The organism is Paraburkholderia sp. (genome assembly GCF_024281035.1).
Classification (GTDB): domain Bacteria; phylum Pseudomonadota; class Gammaproteobacteria; order Burkholderiales; family Burkholderiaceae; genus Paraburkholderia.
Window position 1 is genome coordinate 61,484 of record NZ_JAMXLH010000066.1, and the last position, 19,475, is coordinate 80,958.

20 protein-coding genes are annotated in these 19,475 nt (G+C 63.9%); 1 reads left to right on the plus strand and 19 read right to left on the minus strand.

What is annotated here, in order from left to right:
- The first annotated feature begins 64 nt into the window (after positions 1 to 64).
- The gene (locus Q0L30_RS21515; RefSeq protein ID WP_296661784.1) at positions 65 to 370 is read left to right on the plus strand and encodes a hypothetical protein; all 306 of its coding nucleotides are present in this window, start codon (positions 65 to 67) and stop codon (positions 368 to 370) included.
- Positions 371 to 678: 308 nt separating this feature from the next.
- Here Q0L30_RS21515 and Q0L30_RS21520 read toward each other — a convergent pair whose 3' ends face one another.
- From Q0L30_RS21520 to Q0L30_RS21610, 19 genes are all read right to left on the minus strand, one after another.
- Positions 679 to 1,245 (minus strand): acyloxyacyl hydrolase, encoded by a 567-nt coding sequence (locus Q0L30_RS21520; RefSeq protein WP_296660940.1) that lies wholly within the window; start codon positions 1,243 to 1,245, stop codon positions 679 to 681.
- A gap of 944 nt (positions 1,246 to 2,189) precedes the next feature.
- Entirely contained in the window at positions 2,190 to 3,128 is a 939-nt protein-coding gene (locus tag Q0L30_RS21525; protein ID WP_296660943.1) for a DMT family transporter, read from the minus strand.
- Between the two features lie 337 nt (positions 3,129 to 3,465).
- Complete coding sequence (locus Q0L30_RS21530) at positions 3,466 to 3,900, minus strand: excinuclease ABC subunit A (protein WP_296660945.1); 435 nt, start codon at positions 3,898 to 3,900, stop codon at positions 3,466 to 3,468.
- A 14-nt stretch (positions 3,901 to 3,914) separates the two neighbouring features.
- Positions 3,915 to 4,373, minus strand: a complete 459-nt coding sequence (locus tag Q0L30_RS21535) for a signal peptidase (protein ID WP_296660948.1) — start codon at positions 4,371 to 4,373, stop codon at positions 3,915 to 3,917.
- 33 nt (positions 4,374 to 4,406) lie between these two features.
- Positions 4,407 to 5,639 carry a beta-ketoacyl synthase N-terminal-like domain-containing protein gene (locus Q0L30_RS21540; RefSeq protein ID WP_296660950.1) on the minus strand — a complete coding sequence of 411 codons (1,233 nt, stop codon included), beginning with the start codon at positions 5,637 to 5,639 and terminating at the stop codon, positions 4,407 to 4,409.
- Positions 5,636 to 6,868: a beta-ketoacyl-ACP synthase gene (locus Q0L30_RS21545; protein WP_296660953.1), complete on the minus strand. Its 1,233-nt coding sequence runs from the start codon at positions 6,866 to 6,868 to the stop codon at positions 5,636 to 5,638. Before Q0L30_RS21545 ends, Q0L30_RS21540 begins: the two co-directional genes overlap by 4 nt.
- Positions 6,868 to 7,593 carry a 3-ketoacyl-ACP reductase FabG2 gene (locus tag Q0L30_RS21550; RefSeq protein WP_296660956.1) on the minus strand — a complete coding sequence of 242 codons (726 nt, stop codon included), beginning with the start codon at positions 7,591 to 7,593 and terminating at the stop codon, positions 6,868 to 6,870. The genes Q0L30_RS21545 and Q0L30_RS21550 overlap by 1 nt, the downstream gene beginning before the upstream one ends.
- On the minus strand, positions 7,590 to 8,078 hold the full coding sequence (locus Q0L30_RS21555) for a hotdog family protein (protein ID WP_296660957.1): 489 nt from the start codon (positions 8,076 to 8,078) through the stop codon (positions 7,590 to 7,592). The genes Q0L30_RS21550 and Q0L30_RS21555 overlap by 4 nt, the downstream gene beginning before the upstream one ends.
- A 1-nt stretch (position 8,079) precedes the next feature.
- Positions 8,080 to 9,261, minus strand: coding sequence for a beta-ketoacyl-[acyl-carrier-protein] synthase family protein (locus tag Q0L30_RS21560; RefSeq protein ID WP_296660959.1), 1,182 nt, complete (start codon positions 9,259 to 9,261; stop codon positions 8,080 to 8,082).
- A complete protein-coding gene (locus Q0L30_RS21565; protein ID WP_296661775.1) occupies positions 9,258 to 11,675 on the minus strand; it encodes an MMPL family transporter in 2,418 nt (805 codons plus the stop codon). Before Q0L30_RS21565 ends, Q0L30_RS21560 begins: the two co-directional genes overlap by 4 nt.
- Positions 11,675 to 12,340, minus strand: a complete 666-nt coding sequence (locus Q0L30_RS21570; RefSeq protein ID WP_296660961.1) for an outer membrane lipoprotein carrier protein LolA — start codon at positions 12,338 to 12,340, stop codon at positions 11,675 to 11,677. The genes Q0L30_RS21565 and Q0L30_RS21570 overlap by 1 nt, the downstream gene beginning before the upstream one ends.
- Positions 12,331 to 12,801, minus strand: a complete 471-nt coding sequence (locus Q0L30_RS21575; RefSeq protein WP_296661776.1) for a thioesterase family protein — start codon at positions 12,799 to 12,801, stop codon at positions 12,331 to 12,333. Before Q0L30_RS21575 ends, Q0L30_RS21570 begins: the two co-directional genes overlap by 10 nt.
- A 43-nt stretch (positions 12,802 to 12,844) precedes the next feature.
- Complete coding sequence (locus Q0L30_RS21580) at positions 12,845 to 14,554, minus strand: glycosyltransferase (protein WP_296660963.1); 1,710 nt, start codon at positions 14,552 to 14,554, stop codon at positions 12,845 to 12,847.
- Entirely contained in the window at positions 14,554 to 16,245 is a 1,692-nt protein-coding gene (locus tag Q0L30_RS21585; RefSeq protein WP_296660965.1) for an AMP-binding protein, read from the minus strand. Before Q0L30_RS21585 ends, Q0L30_RS21580 begins: the two co-directional genes overlap by 1 nt.
- Positions 16,242 to 16,799 (minus strand): hypothetical protein, encoded by a 558-nt coding sequence (locus Q0L30_RS21590; RefSeq protein ID WP_296661777.1) that lies wholly within the window; start codon positions 16,797 to 16,799, stop codon positions 16,242 to 16,244. The genes Q0L30_RS21585 and Q0L30_RS21590 overlap by 4 nt, the downstream gene beginning before the upstream one ends.
- A gap of 98 nt (positions 16,800 to 16,897) precedes the next feature.
- Positions 16,898 to 17,149, minus strand: coding sequence for an acyl carrier protein (locus Q0L30_RS21595; protein WP_296660968.1), 252 nt, complete (start codon positions 17,147 to 17,149; stop codon positions 16,898 to 16,900).
- Positions 17,150 to 17,152: 3 nt separating this feature from the next.
- The gene (locus tag Q0L30_RS21600) at positions 17,153 to 17,452 is read right to left on the minus strand and encodes a phosphopantetheine-binding protein (RefSeq protein ID WP_296660970.1); all 300 of its coding nucleotides are present in this window, start codon (positions 17,450 to 17,452) and stop codon (positions 17,153 to 17,155) included.
- Positions 17,427 to 18,221: a 1-acyl-sn-glycerol-3-phosphate acyltransferase gene (locus tag Q0L30_RS21605; protein ID WP_296660972.1), complete on the minus strand. Its 795-nt coding sequence runs from the start codon at positions 18,219 to 18,221 to the stop codon at positions 17,427 to 17,429. Before Q0L30_RS21605 ends, Q0L30_RS21600 begins: the two co-directional genes overlap by 26 nt.
- Positions 18,205 to 18,882 (minus strand): beta-ketoacyl synthase chain length factor, encoded by a 678-nt coding sequence (locus Q0L30_RS21610; protein WP_296660974.1) that lies wholly within the window; start codon positions 18,880 to 18,882, stop codon positions 18,205 to 18,207. Before Q0L30_RS21610 ends, Q0L30_RS21605 begins: the two co-directional genes overlap by 17 nt.
- Positions 18,883 to 19,475: the final 593 nt, after the last annotated feature.

The following is a 19,475-nucleotide window of genomic DNA, read 5'->3' on the forward strand; positions in this document are numbered from 1 at the left end:
CGCACTCGGCAGCCGAGTCATTGTCACAATGAAATGTCGCATCCTCCGCACGGTGTCATTCGCTATGCTCGCACTTGTACCGCAGGTGCAGGTGCAGGTTCAGGCGTTCGACATTTTCCGAACCGGTGATACGTCATCGGCCACGCCTGCCGCACCTTTGTTGAGGAACGCATCGTGTGTGTCCGACCCTGTCGACCGTCCACTTGCGTTGGAAGACGCAATTCTCCAGGCAATCTGTTGGTGTTATCAAGCGCTGCAAGCCGATGCAATCAACCTGACAATCTCGCGAGACCTGCTTGATGACGCTCAGCGCTCACTAGAAATCGCACGCGGGCGCTACAAGGAAGGTGTGGGGACATTCGTCGAATGACTGAATGCCCGGACGGCGCTCGCCGATGCCCACAAGCAACGCATGTTGGCGGTATCGAAGTGGACAACTGCGCGGCTCAGTCTGAGCTACAAGCCTCGGAAAGCTGGGTCTGTAGACAATGGCTTAACGTGTTCGATTCACGGACGACCCTCATGGCGGTTCGGCGAAGAAAGCATCCGTCGACATGCTCGTGTCCATGCCACGCGGCACCCCATGACGATCAGCGGCGATAGCCGTTTCTGAATAATGGCAGTTCCGTCCTCCGCTACCTTCGGCTCAACGTTCTTGATCCGCTCAAAGGCATCACGCTAGAAGTTGTACTGCAGATAGATCTGGGTGAAGTTGATACCCGGATTCGGCCTCTTGATGCCCGCATTCGACAAGTGCTGAAAGCGGACACCGGCCTGATAGTTCTGGCGCTCGCCGAATTGCGCGCCGACGCCAAACGTCTCGGAGAACTGGAAGGCAGTCGACACAGTTCGGCCAGGCGCCACATAGACCGTTGACAGCAGACGCACCCCAGGACCCGCCTCGAAGAACGGACGGATCCATCCTGTGTCTTTGATGATGCGGAACATCGGCGTGATTCCGAACTCCCAGACGCCTGGAGCCGACGCATTGGAAGGAGTCGCGTGCCAGTACGCGACGTGGCCCTCGCCGACCACGGTGAAATGAAAGCCGCCAACATGCCACCATTGCCAGCCGGGATCCCAGACGAGACCCAGATCGAGCTTCTTGAGGTCGTGGTCACCGATCCCCGCGCCGAACTGGACGCCGAACCGATCCGCGTGCGCGCCTGCGGACCCAAGACCGAGCAGCGCGGCAAGGACCCCACGCACACAGTAGCCCTGCCAGGGCAATTTTTTTCCTTTCATGAAAGTCCCGATGCGAACGTCAATCTAACGACGCCGGAGCGAAGTCCGCCGGAGCGCGAGCGTCGCGCAACCGCCCTGGCGCCTGGGCAGTTGCGGCAGCCGTCGTCGCCCGGGGCCGCGAAGCGACCCGCCGTGCGTCAAATCAGCCTGAACCGGCTTGCACCGCGCGCCGGACGATCCCCCGGTCCCGCACGCAGCGAACCCAAAACCAACGGATCCGCAATGATGGATAAACCTTGAGAATAGCGATTCATCGTTGCGTATTCGGCACAGGCTCGATAAGGGCCACTCAACCAAAACCATATCATTGCTTTGTTGGCAAAGCCATTAAGCGAAAACACTGTATTGATTCGTCGACACCACAACCGCACCATTGCCGAAGAATGGCGCCAGTCTAGACTTCTATTGATAATCGTGCGTCTATCGTGTCTCGGCCGCTTTTGCGCCGCACAATATTGTGGGCATTAGGCTGTCATCGCATCTGCGTCGCTGACTGGAGGCTTTCGCTACGTGGCACAGAAGCGCCTGCTACGTATTAGTTGCCTCACTTGTCGGCAGATTATTCGGAAGAATTAAATCCGTCATATTTTTATATGCCAGTTCGACTTAAATATCTTCAAATTACAGAAAGCCGACAAGCGCTATCTGACCGGCAATGCCAAATCATGCTTTATCACGTCGGAATGAATAAGCGCATCCGTTCACTCGGGAATTAGCGCGCATGGATATGCGGCATCCGGTTTTGTCGTGAAATTCGCTGGACACGCAGGAGTCGCGGGAGTCGCGAGCTATGTTGGCCGTCTATGCTCGAAGCGACGCCGGCCTGCGTGGCTGCGTGACGTGCTTCACAGCGACGAGCCTTCAGGCAATTCATAAAGCAGTCGTCGCGCATGCATCAAATGCATGCGCGACGAAGCCGAAACGCGGCGCCGAACGCCGAAGGCTCACTGCTTCGCGCCGGCCCTGCCCTGCTGCGCGCGAAGACCCGGCAGGCGCTTCACAAAACCCGTTGCCAGCGCCGTACCGACGAGAATCGTTGCGCACGCGCCGATCATGCCAGCCGAAACACGTTCGCCGAGAAAGAGCGCGCCCCACAAGATGCCGAAGACCGGAATCACGAACGTGACGGTAATCGTGCGCGCGGGACCGATGGCAGCGATCAGCCGGAAGAACAGCAGATAGGCGATGCCCGTACAGGCGATGCCGAGTCCGAGCACGGCGCCCCACGCGTGCAGCGAGATGGGCGTCGACGGCCAGGTCGCAACGGCGAACGGTACGAGCACGATCGTCGCGCCGATCATCGTGCCGGCGGCGACCGTGAGCGGATCGGCGCCGGTCAGATGGCGCTTCGTATAGCTCGCTGCAATGCCGTAGAGCAGCGTCGCGCCGAGCGCCGCCATCGCAGCGAGCGCGGTGGCGGACGACGAAGCCCCGTCGCCCGCATGCGTCAGGATCTGGTCGCCAACGAGCGCGAGCACACCGGCAAAGCCGATCACGAGCCCGACAATGCGCATCCCGCTCAGCCGGTCCTTGAGCCACAGATACGCGACGACGGCGCCCCACAACGGGGTCGTCGCATTGATCACCGATGTCACGCCCGCGGAGAGCGTCAGCTCGGCCCACGCGAAGAGACAGAACGGCGCGGCCGAGTTGAGGATGCCGACGACAAACAGCGGCCAGGCCCGCTCGCGCAGCGTGCCGACCGCCTCACGCGCGGGACGGCGCAGGAACAGCACGAGCAGCAGGAACAGCGCGCCGATGCCGACGCGCAACGCCATCAACGGCGCGACGCCGAAATCGGCCACGCCGATGCGGATAAACAGGAACGATCCGCCCCACACGGCGGCGAGAAACAGGAGTTGAGCGAGCTCTATCGGGTCCATGGCGGGCACTCGTGTAAAAACCGGCTGGTTATGTGCACGCGCCGGTGGCCAAAAGATGACCTGATCGTAAATCGCGCGGCGCGCGGTTCATAACGAGGGATTCTCACCGATATGTGAGGAAAATTAACAGCCGAATCTTGCTCATTCATTCGGGCAACCGCCGCGATCATTCCCGCTGTCGCGGCGCGCTCACTTCCCGTCGTGTGGCGCGCGCTCGCCGGGCGACGTCGCGTCATTTTCCCGGCGCGCCCATTCCGACGACATTTGACCCCGCATGCTGCGCCGCCCGGCGGCGAGTGCACGCGGGGCACGCCGGGCACGCGCGGCACGCGTCAGCTCATTTCTTCAGCTTGACAACTTCGCCAGTGAGCGCCACGCCTGCCATGATGGCTCCCGAGCCGCACAGAAACTCGGTCTGGCTCGCACTCGGTTCGTTTCGGTAGTTGCTCTTGATATTGATGACCGCGTTGCCGCCCTCCATGCGCGCGCGATTCTGCAGCCCGATCACCGCCGACAGGAACACATGCTGGCAAGCGTCGAGGTCGCTCTTGGCGAACGCGTTGGTTTTCTTGTTCGTCGCGTACGTGCCCTTCGACTCGATGACGGCCGGATGGGGTTGATCGGCGAAATAGAGCGACACGTCGTCGCCGAGCTTATCGCTGCCGACGTTCAGTGCATCCGCAATCGAATAGGAGTCGATCGAATCACGCGACCAGGCGTGCGACGACGCAACCAGTGCAACCAGCGCAACGAGTGCAATGCGATTTTTCATGTTTATTCCCCCTGTTATTGAGTGTCGAGAAGTACAACATCACCGGACACGGCGATTGCGCCTGCGCCCGGGCTCACGCCGCACGTAAAGGTCGTCGTCGAATCGGTACGGATGTCGTGAAAGCGCGTCGTGGCATTGACGACCCCGTTTGCGCCATGCGACTTCGCGTAGGCGCGCAGGCGGCGAAGCGCATCGTCGAGCGCCAGCTCGCAGGTTGTCTTCTCATCTTTCACGCGGTCCGAGTGCGCATCATGCTTCTCGTCTCTCGCGCGTGCCACGCGCACGGATACATCATGCTTGCCGAAGTTGGTCTTTACCGCAGGGTGCTCCTGCGATCCGAAGTAGACCTTCACACCCGACGCGTCAGGCTGCTGCGCTTCCGCCGGAAATGGCATCGAACGCACGACCGTGCCGCAGCCCGCAAGCAATGTCGTAGCGATCAGCATGCTGGCCCACTGCCCTTTTAATTTCATTATTCTTGTCCTCATCGTTCACTGACGTTCGCTTTAATCGCCTCTCCAGGCGTCCAACAACAAACTCGCGCAGCTTCCCCCGAAGCCGAACGACACCGACATCGCCCGCTCGATTCGGGCTTCGCGTGACGTACGCACGAGCGGCAAGCCGCAGGCCGCCGGATCGAGCGGACCGTCGACTGCCGCCCCGGCGACGAAGCCGTCGCGCATCATCAGCAGCGTATAGATGGCCTCATGCGCACCGCTCGCGCCGAGCGGATGGCCGGTCATTGCCTTCGTCGACGAAAATGCGGGCATGTCATCGCCGAATACGTCCTGCAGCGCCTGAAGTTCCTCGAAATCGCCCTTTGGCGTCGAGGTCGCGTGTGTGTTGACGTAGTCAGGACGTCGCGGCCGCTCGCCAAGCGCAGCGCGCATCGCGCGTGCGATCCCTGCCGCGTGCGGCACCGCAATTCCGGCGTTGTCGGTGCATTGACCGAAGCCGGTCAGTTCGGCGTAAATCCGCGCGCCGCGCGCCATGGCGTGATCGAGCGATTCGAGTACGAGGATGCCTGCGCCCGACGCGATCACGAAACCGTCGCGGTCGATACCGTACGGCCGCGACGCATGCATCGGCGCGTCGTTGAAGCTGCGCGACAGCGCGCCCATCGCATCGAACATCAGCGCCATGTTGTCGTGCAGCGCCTCGCTGCCGCCCGCGAGCACGATGTCCTGCACGCCCGCGCCGATCAACTGCATCGCCTGCCCGATCGCGAGCGCCCCACTGGTGCAGGCCGACGACGGCGTATACGCCACGCCCTCGATCCCGAACAACTGCGCGACACTCGCGGATGCCGTGCTCGTCATCGCCTTCGGCACGACATAGGGCGACGCCTTGTCGATACCGCGCGCACGCACGATCTCCATCGCATCGTCGTACGGGGCCATCGAACCGATCCCGGAGCCGACAATCGTGCCCGCGCGCGGCGAGCGCAACACGGCGGGATCGAGCCCGGCGTCGTCGATTGCCTTGGCCGCGGCATGCGCCGCAAAGCGCGCCGTATCGCCCATGAAGCGCTCGTGGCGGCGCGAAATCGGCGGCTCGTCATCGGCTCTCGCTTCGCCCGCCACCTGGCTCGCAAAGCCGCGAGCACGCCACGCATCCATGCGCCGCACGCCGGAGCGGCCGGCGCGCAGGGCCGCCGACACGTCGGCCAGCGTATTGCCGAGGCACGACACGATGCCGAGGCCCGTGACGACGACGCGTGAGCGCGCGCGACCGCTCATTGCGAACCCATACGCCGGAAGATCAACGACGTGTTGATCCCGCCGAACGCGAAGTTGTTGCTCATGACGTACTCCGCATCGATCACCCGGCCAGCGCCAGCGATATAGTCGAGCGCCGCGCATGCCGGATCGACGGTCGTCAGATTGAGCGTCGGCGCATACCAGTTGCGCTTCATCATCTCGATCGTCCACCACGCCTCAAGCGCGCCGCATGCGCCGAGCGTGTGCCCCACATAGCTCTTCAACGAACTGATCGGCACCTGCTCGCCGAAGACAGCATGCGTCGCGTGGCTTTCCGCGATGTCGCCGCGATCGGTCGCCGTCCCATGCGCGTTCACATACGCAATCGCCGTTGGATCGAGCCGCGCGTCGGCAAGCGCCATACGCATTGCAATCGCCATCGTTGTGGCCGTCGGCTGCGTGATGTGCGCGCCGTCCGAATTGCTGCCGAAGCCGACCACCTCCGCATGGATCGTCGCGCCGCGCGCGCGTGCATGCTCGTATTCTTCGAGCACGAGCGTCGCCGCGCCCTCGCCGACCACGAGCCCGTCGCGCGCGGCATCGAACGGACGCGGCGTGAGCGCGGCCTCGTCGTTGCGCGTACTGGTTGCATACAGGGTGTCGAATACCGCGACCGCCGGACCGGACAACTCCTCGGCCCCGCCCGCGAGCATCAACTGCTGCCGGCCCATCGCGATGGCTTCGTACGCGTAGCCGATCGCCTGGCTGCCCGATGCGCACGCAGACGAGGTCGGTATGACGCGCCCCTTCAGGTCCCAGAACAGGCTCACGTTGACCGCGGTCGTGTGCGGCATCATCTGCACGTAGCTGTTCGACGTCACGTCGCGCATCGAGCCGGTTTCGATCATGGCGCCGAATGCGCGGATCGGCTCGACCGATCCGGACGACGACCCGTACGCGACGCCCATGCGCCCGTCCGCAATCGACGGGTCGTTCGTCAGCCGCGCGTCGGCCAGCGCGAGTTCGCTCGCACGTACCGCATACATCGACACAGGCCCCATCGAGCGCGTCTTCTTGCGCGGATACTGCGCTGGCAGCACGAAGCCCGGCAGCGGGCACGCGAGCCGCGTGTGCAGCGACTCGTAGTTATCCCACTGCGTCATGCGCTGCACCGCGTTGCGCGCGGCCGCGAGGCGCGGTCCGATCTCGGACCAGTTCTCGCCGAATGCGGTGACGCCGCCCATGCCCGTTACGACGACTCGCTTCATCACGCTATTCCGCCGTTCACGCCGATCACCTGGCGCGTGATATAGGAAGCGGCATCCGACATCAGGAAACCAACCGTCGCCGCGATTTCGTCCGGGCGGCCGATACGTCCCATCGGCACCATCTTCAGCGCGTGTTCGAGCGGCACGTTCTCGAGCATCCCGGTATCGACGAGACCGGGCGCAACGCAATTGACCGTAATGCCGCGCGACGCAAGCTCGACCGCCAGCGCCTTCGTCGCGCCGATCAGGCCCGCCTTCGCCGCGCTGTAGTTGACCTGCCCGCGATTGCCGATCACGCCGGATACCGACGCGATCGTCACGATCCGGCCGCCGCTGCGCAGCCTCACCATCGGCATCGTCAGCGGATGAACGACGTTGTAGAAACCGTCGAGTCCGGTCTCGATCACGGTATCCCAGTCGTCGTCGGTCAGGGCGGGAAACGCGCCGTCGCGGGTGACGCCCGCGTTGCAGACGACGCCGTAATAAGCGCCGTGTGCTTCGATATCGGCTTCGAGCTGCGCGCGGCAAGCCGCCCGCTCGCGCACGTCGAACTGAAGCACGCTCGCGGTGCCGCCTTGCTGCACGATCTCGGCGACGAGCGCTTGCGCTTCGTCGCGGCCACTGCGGTAATGGACCGTCACCGCGAAACCATCGGCTGCCAGTTGCAGCGCGACCGCACGGCCGATGCCCCGATTGGCACCGGTCACGAGAACTCGCCGGGTCATGAGCTAAAGCTCCCTTGAATAAAAGACTGAAAATCGTCCGGCTGATAAACCTTGACGACAGCTTGTGCGCAACAACGCTCGCCGATATGGATCGTGCATTCGAACGCACCATGCCCTTCGTCGCTGCGCAGCAGTTCCCGGGCCGCGATCCGCAACGTCTCCCCCGCTGCGAACGCGGCGCAATGCGCCGTGTAGCCGTTCGTGCCGAGCAGCACACCCGGACGCGCCCGTCCGCCCGCATGCATCGCGCACAGGCCGACTTGCGCGGCGATCGCCTGCGCCATCAACTCGATGCCGATCCACGCCGGCATCGCCCCGTCCGCATCCGCGTACCACGCATCGGAGCGCACGCTTGCGCGCACATCGATCTCCGTGGCCGTGCAGCGTTCGATCGCATCGAGCAGCAACATCGTGCCGCGATGCGGCAACACGTCGAGCACTGCCCGCACCGGAATTTCCACCTCTGCCACTACACCGGTTTGCATGTCAGCACCCCAGAATCAGGCTGGCATTGCTGCCGCCAAAAGCGAACGAATTGCTCATTACGTAGTGCCCGCGCGCATCGCCGCCGAGGTTGCGCGCGGACTCGACGAGATCCAGCAGCGGCAACGCCGTGTCCGCCTCGCCATCCCACAGATGAACCGGCAGCGCGATCCTGCGCGCAAGCGCGAGCCAGGCAAATGCCAGCTCCGTCGCGCCCGCGGCACCCAGCGTGTGGCCCGTCACCGGCTTCGTGCCGCTGACGGGCACACCGCCGGGGAAGACACGCGCCATGACGTGTGCCTCCATCGCATCGTTGTGGCGGGTCGCCGTTGCGTGCAGGTTCACGTAGCCGATCCCGGACGGCGTGACGCCCGCATCTGCGATGGCTTCGCGCAACGCGTCTTCTGCACCGCGTCCTTCCGGATCCGGCGCGGATATGTGGTGCGCGTCGCTCGATTCGCCCACGCCCGCGAGGCGAATCTCGCCCTCGTCGCGGCTCATCAGAAACACCGCCGCGCCTTCGCCAATGTTGATTCCGCAACGGTTGCGACTCATCGGATTGGTACGCGACGCACTGACCGACTCCAGCGACGCGAAACCCTGCAACGTGAGCTCGCAGAGCGAATCCGCCCCGCCGACCACGACCGCATCGCACACGCGAAGGCGCAGCAGGCGCCGCGCGGCTGCAAACGCCTTCGCACTCGATGTGCAGGCCGTCGATACCGTATAGGCGGGCCCCGTCACTCCGAGCGCCGCTTTGACGAATGGCGCCGCAGTGCCGATTTCCATCTGCCGGTAATCGAACTCCGGCGGCATCGCGCCCGCCGCGGCGCGATGCGCGAAAGCCTCCTCGGCCGCGCGGATGCCGGACGTGCTCGTGCCGATCACGACACCGACGCGCGCCGGGCCGTAGCGCGCCACCGCCGCGTCGACGGCGGGCGCGATCTGCGCGAGCGCGCTCAGCAGCAAGCGGTTATTGCGGCAGTCGAAATGCGCGAGCGCGGCGGGCGGCGCGACGTCGAGCGCGGCTTCGACACATCCGGCGTACATGTCGCCCAATGCGGCGCCGATGCGCTTCATGCCCGGCGACACGCCCGCTGCGAGCGCGTCGACGATCTCATTCACGTTCCGCCCGAGCGCATTGATCATCCCGGGCGCCTGGAGAAAAACGGGGTCCGGCTTCACGAGCGGCTCTCCTTGCCCGACGTCGCCGCAAGCGGCGCAAACAGAATCGAAAACACGATGCCGAGCGCGAGCGTCGTGCCGAATGCGCGCAATGCGGGCATCGATGTTGCGCCGAGCATCCCGAAAGACAGCAACGTCGCCGCTGCGGACAGCATTACGCCGGTCCAGACCGCGCCGAGATTCGCCGCGTCGCGCATGCATCCTTCGCGCAGGAACACGCCATAATTCGCGCCGACGCCGAGCACAAGCATCAGTGCGAGCCAGTTGAACAACGTGAGCGGCACGCCCGCATAGCCATAGCCCGCGAGCGTCAGGCCGATGGCGAACACGACCGGCAGCGTCGTCGCGATGCCGCCGCGCACGCCGTAACGCCAGATCAGCAGCACGGCGACGACTGCGAGCACCGCAGCGAGCCAGAGGCCGCTGTCCACCCGATACGCACCGAGCAGGCGCGAAACGCTCGCAGCCTTGTCGACAAATGTGACACCCGGCATCCGATGGGCAATTGCGTCGAGTGCCGCGGCATTCTTCGCATCGACGCGGCCAGGAATCGCCAGTGCGGCGTATACGGGCTCTCGCCCGTCGATGCGACCAAGCCACAGATGGCGGAATGGCGCCGACCAGCGCGCCGCCAGCCAGTTGTCGACCGATAAGGTTGCGTGCGCATCGTGCGCGAATGCGTCGATCCACGCGTGGGCCACATCGTCCCGGAAACCGGCCCGCACGAGCGTGGCGCGCAGCTCCGCACGATCCGCGAATACCTGCGCTGCAAGCAATGCGCGGTCGCTCGCCTGCCGCTCGGCGGACGGCACGAACGCCGAAACCGATTGCACGTCGCCAACGCTCATCTCACCCGTCAGTGCCGTCAGCGCCGCCGTCAGCGCCTCCGATCGCCGCAGCACGTCTTCCGGCGTCCGCCCCTCGACAACGAAAAACTGCGACGTATTCGCGATGCCCACCGCTTCGCGCACCGCGCGCTCCTGCCTCGCCAGATCCGGATCGCGCTGGATCAGCAAATGAATATCGTCATCGCTCTTTAACTGCAGCCAGCCCGGTATCGCGGCAAGCGCGAGCAGCATGGCGGCGGCGGCCGCGCGACGGCCGTGCATCGTCGACCGCCAGCCTGCCAGCAGGCGGGCCGCGTACACAAACAGACGCGATGGCGTGCGCTTCGGCGCATCGACGAGCATCAGCGGCAAGAAACCGGTGACGGCGGCGAACGCCGTCACAATGCCGGTCATCGCAAAGCACGCGATCTGCCGGAGGGCCGGAAACGGCACCCACATCAGGAATCCATACCCCAGCACGCTGGTTGCGAGTGCAACGAGCAGTGCGGGCCGCACCGCCGCCGCACCGCGCCGCGCATCCCAGCGTGTGCCGCCCGACAGGTACGCGACAAAATATTGAATCGAATAATCGACTGCCTCGCCGATCAGGCTCACGCCGAACACCAGCGTCAGCAAATGCAGCTGGCCGAAGATGAGCATCGTCGCAACCAGCGCGCAGACGATGCCGAACCCGGTCGACACGAACGCCAGGACGAGCAGGCGCGCAGAACGAAATACGCTCATGAGCAGCAGTGCGATACCGGCCACCGACACCGCGCCGATCACGTCCACATCGCGCTGCGCACCTGCGCGTGCCGCGTCGGCGTAGAACACCGCACCGGCGCGATCGACCTGCACCCCCGGAAAATCCGCGGCGATCGCCTGTTCGGCATCGGCAGCGGCGTGCCGCACCGCCTGCTGCACCTTCGACTCATAGGCCGAGCCGGCGAGCGACGTCATCACGAGTACGCCCGTTGTGCCGCCTCGGTGAGAGACCAGCATTCCATCCTCTAGCGCCAGGCCCGACGTGGACAGCGGCAAACCCGCGAGCCAATGCTGCAGCCAACCGAACGGATCGTCGGATACGGCAGTCGGCAACGCATCAGCGGGCGGACTGTAAAGCCGTCTCGCGAGCATCTGGGCAAGTGCGCCGTTGCCGTGCCCGAGCGCCGCGCGATCGGCATCGGTCAGCAAGCCAAAGCGTGCAGGCAGATAGATTGCGCCGATCTGTGACGGATCGAATGGCGGCACCTCGACCGTCACCGACCGGAACGCGTCGCTTCGCGCAAGCTGCGCGCCGAATGCTTTCGCGGCGGACTTCACGCGCGCCGCATCGGCACCCGTGACGAGAAAGACTGTGCGGCCGCCCAACGCTTCATTCAAAGCGTCGACTGCCTTGTCCGCAACCGGATTGACTTCGCTCGCGGGCAGCAGCGCGAGCAGATTCGTCTGAAGCGGCGACGGCCCCGCGAATCGCCACACGCAATACAGCAAGGCCGCGAGCGCGACCGCCAGCCAGGCTGCACGCGGCAGCCAGCGACTTGCGCGCCGCGTCGCTCGCTCGGCCGGATCGCGCATCAGGTCCATCAACGGGCCTCCAGCCATGCGCGTTCGGTTGGCTCGGGCGCGCCAACGTGCATCGAATGCCGGAATTCGAGCTTCGTGACGTCACCGTTCGCGAATGCGATGACGAGCGATTCCATATACGCGCCACCGCTCATCCGCAACTCGTGGATCGCCTGCGCGACCTGCGGCTGGTTCGGTCGAAGCGTCATCCGCCAATGGTCGGGCGTGCCGCTCGCCTCGACGTCGAACTGCGCATATAGCGCAGACAGATCGCCGCCCAGCATGCCGCGCATCATGTGCGACACCTGCGCCACACCGCTCCCGCGCGTCCCCGAACGGGCGAGCTGCCCGTTCGCGCCGACTTCGCGGACACCGGCGTCGGTCATCACGTAGATCGCCTTGTACGGCATATCGATGCGCCAGACGACGCCCGATGCGCGATCGAACAGCAGCGAGCCCGTGCTGACGAGCGGCTGCTTCATCGCGGCGAGCGTCTGGGTCTGCACGAAATCCGCGCGAATCGCGCCCTCGCGTGCGAGCCGTGCCGTGATCTCCGAAACGAGCGTCGCGCCCGGCGAACGCACGGCTGCCGTCGGCACCGGCGTAGTGGATTGCGCGCACGCGGCGCAGGCCGCCAACACGCCGATGGCGGCCGACACGCATCGATGTCGCCAGGTTATTCGCATCGCGCCTCCAGCCGTCCTTTTAGTCGCGCCTCCAGCCGCTCCATTAACCCGCGCGGACACTCGAACTGCGTTTCGTGCGTCACCGCATCCACGGCGAGCTGAACTGTGTACCCCTTGGTGAGCCGCTCGCCCGATTCGCTGTCGACGATCTCATAGCCGATCTTCAGGCGATTTTCGAATTCGAGCAGTGTTGCGCGCACATCGAGGCGTTGGCCGTAAGTCGCGGGCCGCACGTATTTCAGATGCGCTTCGACGACCGGCCAGACATAACCGGAAGCCAGCATGGCCGGATAGTCGTAGTCGATTTCGCGCAACAGCACCGCACGGCCGCTTTCGAAATACTTCAGATAGTTGCCGTGCCAACAGACGTTCATCGCGTCGACATCGTGAAACGGCACTTCGACGTGCGCAGTCACGGTAAACGTCAAAGGCGAACCGCGCCCGCCGCCCTCGCGGTTCATTGCACTGCGACCATCGACCGCAGTCGCGCTCGCGTCCATCACGTCATGTCCGGCCACGCGGCTCTCCATTGGACTGCGCCCAGAAATCGAAAAAATTGAACCATTGATACGGCGCCTTGCGGCAATAGTGTTCGAGCCGATTCGCGTAACGCTGGGCCCACGCCGCAACATGGGAGGAACGATCGCGGCGCGGCAGTTCGATGCGATCGGCAAATGGTTCGAAGTAAAGGCCGTACTCGCTGCCTTCTTTCAGGCAGAACAACAGATAGACCGGGCAGCCGAGCGCGTGCGCGAGCACGTAGGGCCCCTGCGCGAACGACGCATTCGCACCCAGAAAACGCGCGTCGACGGTCCTGCCTGCGTCGTGAGGCGGCACACGATCGCCGACGATCACGAGCAACTCGCCCGCATCGACGCGTGCTTGCATCATCATTGCGGTTTCAGGGCCGAAATCGGTAACCTGCACGAGTTGATTTGCGAATTCCTCGTTCGCCTCCGAGAGCACGCTGTTAAAGCGCTTCGCGTGCTCGGTATAGACGACAGCCGTTACCTTGATGCGTGCATCGCGCAACGCAAGCGCGCGTGTCATTTCCAGATTGCCGAGGTGTGCGCCGATGACGAGCGCGCCACGCCCGGTCGCTGCGAGCGCATCGAATGCGGACGTATCGTCAAAGCGCACGCGCAGACTATCGGCGCGACCCGACCAGGCGACGAACTTGTCGAAGCAGGATTGCGCGAACGCGTGCATGTGTCGATAAGCCGTGCGCCATCCGGGTTTCGACGTTGCGCACGGCGCACTCGCGTGCGCGAGCCGCGTGAAATACGTGTGCGATGCGGCTCGCGAGGCGCGATCGGTCAGCACGAAATAGCCGACGATCGGATACAGCCACGCAGACGTGAAGCGGGTCCCAAACCAACGGCAACTGAACGCAAGCAACGCCATCCCGACCACACTGCCGCGCTCGGGCGTGCGCCACCACGACTGCGCGCGCCCGCCTGCAGCCACGCCGCGCCGCGAAGGCGCGAACCGGCGAGCGAGCAGCAACGGTGCGCGCACGAGCATGCCCGCCACGAGCCGCGTGTGGCTCGCGCTGATGCGCATGTTGTCGCGCAGCATATCGAAGTGCGATACGCCGTCGGCCGGATACACGACGTGCGTCTCAATCGAACGAAACGCGACGCCGCGCCAATAAAGCCGAACGACGATCTCGCTGTCGAAATCCATGCGGGTGGGAAGCTTGACCGAGTCGATCAACCGGCACACTGCATCGAGCGGATAAAGACGAAAGCCGCACATCGCATCGGGAATGGCGAACGACAGCGTTTCGATCCATACCCATACGTGCGTCAGATATCGGCCGTATAAACGCGCTTTCGGCACGCTGTCGTCAAAGCGCGGGCGGCCGAGAATCACCGCGTCCGGCGCCGCGCGCGCAGCCTCGACGAACTTCGGCACATCGGCGGCATCGTGCTGTCCATCGGCGTCGATCTGGATCGCATGCGTATATCCGCGCGCGCGCGCCGCGCGAAAACCCGCCATCACCGCAGCGCCCTTGCCGCTGTTGACGGGCAAACGCAGCAGCGTCACGCCCGCGTAGTGCGCGGCGAGTGCGGCCAGCGTCTGCTGCGTCGGCTCATCGCTGCCATCGTCGACAACGATGATGGGCAAGCCGTGAACGACCAGCTTCGCGAGCGTCCCGGCGATCGCATCGCGATGGTTATAGATCGGCACGACAATGCAGAGGCCGTCCATCACGCCACCTCACCGTAGACGATCGTGCCGGACGTGCAGTCGCGTCCATCGCGCTGGAACGCAAAACGCACGCGAGCGCGGCTAGCGTCGTGCGTCAGATTCAGCGTGAGCGACGCGCCTGGCGGCACGGGCGCCTTGAATTTCAGATGATCGATCGAGCGGACGGTCCCAATGCCAGGAATGTGGCAGCGCGCGATCCGCACGGCCCAGTCGACCTGCACAATGCCCGGCAGGATCGGCAGCCCCGGAAAGTGTCCGGCGAAATGCACGAGCGTCGGCGGCACACGCAATTCCGCGTGGACGTGATTCTCATCGCCCCACTCGGCGAGTAGCTCGAAACCTTCGGGCGTCGGCGCGAAGGCTCTGTCGATTGCCTCGCGTGGCAGCTTGCCGCGCTCATCGAACGGCATCGCACGGCGAAAGCGCCAGTGACGCGGCAGCGCCACCGGATCGAACCAGGCAGCGAGATCGCGGCGCAGCTTTGCGGCAACCGCGACACGCCCATCGGCTTCAAGCGCCTCACGCCCGGCTTCGCTCGGCACAGCGACGACGCCGATTCGCATGCGCGACACACCGTCGATGACGGTGGCCGAAGCCTGCTCGATAAACGGATGCGCGACGATGCGCGCCTCTATTTCAGGCAGGGACACGCGTTTGCCGTCGAGCTTCACAACCCGGTCGAGACGACCGGTCAGCTCGAAACGGCCGTCCGCGTCGAAACGTGCCGAGTCATCGGTTCGGTGCCAGGCTTCGTGACCGAGATGCGCGGAACGCACGCACAGTGCGCCGTGCGCGTCGCAACGCACGTCGATGCCGCGCATCGGCTGCCACGCAGGGTTCAGATCCTGACGACGCCACGCGATGCCACCCGTCTCGGTGCTGCCGAAGATCTCGATCGGCGCCGCCCCGAATACGGATGCGTAGGTCGCTGCGGACTCCGGCGGCAAGGGACCGCCCGACGAGAAAAACGCGTGCGGCGCGGGAACGAGCCCGGCGAATCCGGGCAGCGCGGGCCAGCGTGCCAGCAGCGACGGCGTCGAGACGACTACGCAGCCACCGTAAGCGCTCAGCCGGGCCTGCAACTGCTGTGGTTCGAGCAGCAATGAGCGATCGAACGGTCGGCCCGACGCGAGCGGCCACAGAATCCGGAACAGCAAACCGTAGATGTGATGGTGCGGCACGCTCGAAAGCGTCACCGTCTCGCCGATGAAGTCCCCCCACTCGCGCTGCAACGTCTGGACTTCCGCGTCGAATTGCGCGAGCGACTTGCGCACCGGTTTCGCGGCGCCACTGCTGCCGGAGGTGTACAGCGTGATCGGTGCGCGCGCATCGATGGTCCGAAACGCTGCTGGCCCGTGCGGCTCCGGACTCACGTTCGCGCATGCAGCGAGCGCTTGCTCATCGAGCAGCAGATCGTACCCGTGTGCGAGATCGCTCAGATACCCCGGTGCTGCACTGGCGGGAACGACGATCTCGCGCCCGGCCGCCGCCACGGCGAAGAATGCGCACGCAAAATCGTAAGGATCGCCGGTACAGATCGCGACGCGGCGCGCGTCGCCCGATGCGACCACGCGAGCGATGGCGTCCACACGCGCGAGAAAATCGGCGCGAGTAAAGCTCGCGCCTCCGTCGCGGCATACCACCGTGTTGGCGTCCGGACATGCGGACAGCAGGTCGTGCAATGCGATCATATGGCGCCAGCCCTATCGTGTTGCAGCCTCATGAAGCACTGCCGCCATAGCCACTCGCCGACCAGCAGCGCGCCGATCAGCACATAAACCACCGCGCCGTTGTAGAGCGACCATTCGGTCCGGCTCCAGTACAGCGCCGTATACGCGGAAAATGCACCATTCACAACGAAGAATACGCACCAGATTTGCGTGACGCGCCGCGTATAGCGCACGACCGCAGGTCCCGGATCGGGGATGCTTGCGCGCGCAAATTTCTCGATCATCGTCGGTCCGCGAAACAGCGTTGTGCCGAATGCGGCGAGCAAACCGGCATTGACGAACGCGGGGTAAAACCGGAGCAGCGTTTCGTTATTGCTCGCGGCGATGGCCAGCGAAACGCCGCTCAACATGGCCGCCACACACCAGTCGACACGCGTGAACCGCTTCAGCGCGGCGGCGAACGGACCCGCACCGATCCAGCGCTGCAACCACAGCAACACGATCAGCATGCTGCCGATGTAGCGCGGCGCGATACCGCGCCACGCGAGCCCGATCGCGAGCGGATAGGCGAGCATGAGCGCCACCCTGGCCGCGAGTCTGGCCACGGGCCTGGCAGACTCGCGCGCCCTGCGCCGCCACGCAACGCGACCCGCGCGTTCGGGTGCTTGCAACGTCATTGCGCGCGCGCGAGCAGCGTATGAACGGCGGCGATCACGTCGCCGACCGTACGCACCGATTTGAACTCTTCCGGCTTGATCCGCTGCCCGGTCATTTCCTGAAGCTTGATCGCGAGATCGACTGCATCGATGCTGTCGAGATCGAGTTCTTCGAAGAGGTGAGTATTCGGCGTCACGCGTTCTGGCTCAATCGCGAAATTCTCATTGAAGATGGTGCGAATGCGCTCAAGGATTTCTGCGTCGGTCACAACTTACTCCCCAATTACGGTGACGGCTTCGTTCGGCGTCTGGTTCGACTGCTGGCTGGCGACAAACGCCGCGAGCGTGTTGATCGAGCGGAAGTGGCCCCGGGTACGCTCGTCATTCGCGGTGATCGTCAATTGGAATTCCTTGCGCAGCATGATGCCGACCTCGAGCGCATCGACGGAATCCAGACCGATCCCGTCGCTCGAGAACAGGGGGGCGTTGTCGTCGATATCGTCGACCGCCATATCGTGCAAATCGAGAATCTCGATCAGCAAATGTTTAATTCGCAGCTTTAAAGTATCCATGCTGAAACAGACGTTGGGTGATGTGCGCCTGCATGGCTTGCGCGACGCTGCGCGCCGCCAGCGATTGCGGCATACGATCGGCGGACAGGCAATCCGCCGCGATCGGTTCGAGAACGTCGATGCGCATCCGGAATGCACGCGGCGGCACGTGATACCACCGCAGCGTTTTCGTCAACACCGGAGGATCGCAATCGATCAGGACAGGTTGAATCGGGCTGCACGATTGCAGCGCAATGTAGGCAAAGCCGCGCGAAAACGCGTGCAGGCGACCCGCACCCGGACTGCGCGTGCCTTCGGGAAAAACGATCAGCGTATAGCCCGCGGCCAGCCGCCGCGCACTGGATTCGACCAGCTCGACAGGGTCCGCGTTGCTCAGATACCCTGCCCCGCGCACGATGCCCCAGAAGCACGGGTTGCGCCAATGGCTGTGTTTGACGACGCAACAGGCCTTCGGCGTCAGCGACAGCAGGACCATCACATCCAGATAAGTCGGGTGATTGGCGATCACGATCGATGGGCTGCCCGCGCGCAAACGCGCCGCGCCCTCCACTTCGAGCTTCATCACGCCGATGCGCTGCAGCACCGCGACGAGCATGCGAAAGAAATGGTGGATCACGAACGTCACCGCGCGCTGACGCGAGCGCGTGTGCGGCCAGAGCGCGCCCAAGGCAATCAGGGCCAGCGAGAACACCGAACCGCACAGCATGAAAAACGACAGGCTCACGCCGGTCGCAATCAGCCGCCAACCGTAATCAAGCCGCGCGATCATGCCAACTCCAGCGCCAGAGCGAAGCGCCGCTTCGCCACGTCGCATTGGTGCGTGCCGACAAACAGTCCTGAACCGACGCGCTTTGGGTGTGCTCGCTTTCGGCGCCGGCCGCGCACGTTTCCACATCGCACGTGAGGTAGCCGACTGCCGAGCGCGCATCGAGCAGGATCGCCAACACTTCGCTGGCCTCATCGGCGTCGACGTCGTTGTACACCGCACCGGCCGGCTCGTTCGCATAGACGAACAGCACGGGCGACGCATGCGCATTGCATTGCGCGAACGCTTCCAGCAAGCCATAACCCAGCGTTTCGGTGCCTGCTGAGATCGCGGTGGCGGGAGATCGGTCGCGGCGCGCGATACCGAAGATGCCCGTCGCGGTATTGAGGACGGAGTGACTGAATGCGGTTGGGGAAACGGGTGCAGCCGCTTGAATGTCTTCGAGAATGCCGGTCGTGCGTGCCAGTTCGCCATGACGCGAAGCGAATACCATGCGCAATGCGCCGCTCTCGCCGGCACAATCATGAGCAGCCTGCAACGCGAGCCGGGATAGCCGACTCAATCGACGGCGTACCATCGGCTGGATAAATTCGACGCCCGGTGCCCCTTCGGTCGAAATTGACGTCCACCTGGCGATTGGCACGGTCCAACGCAAATCGGCCATTATTGTTCTCGTGCGTAATTCTTTTCGGAAGCTTATCGATTAGTATCAGTGCGCCCCCCCATTTGCACGCCCCGCTCTCCCGGAACATGCGCATTGGCGCACGGCATTACCACGCTGATCTCAACGCCCCCGAATCAGCACGACTCGACCTTGTTCGAAACCCGTCGAACATGATCGAGATCAGATGCAACAAAAATGTGAAGGTGGGGATTTACGACTTTGATCGCACTCAGCAAATTGCGATTTCTTGACGGACTTCCCGGCAAACACATCGTGGCCGCAGTGGTGTATCACATGTTTGCACAATGTAACAAACCCTTACGCAAAGGGCAACGATGGGCCTATGGGAATCGGAACAATTGATTCGTGGCATTCGGCGGATCGGATAGTAGGCAGCGCGCTGCTGACCAATGTCAGGAGCAAACAGGCGCATCGATTATCAATAATTTGATCGACGTCAAAATCACCGCGCTGGCGAATTGCTGATTTGCATCGGCGAGCAATTATTTCGTATGCATTCGGCATGCTCCATGCATGAATAATTCATTATCAACGGCGACAGAATACTTACAAAAACATTCAAATCGATCGGA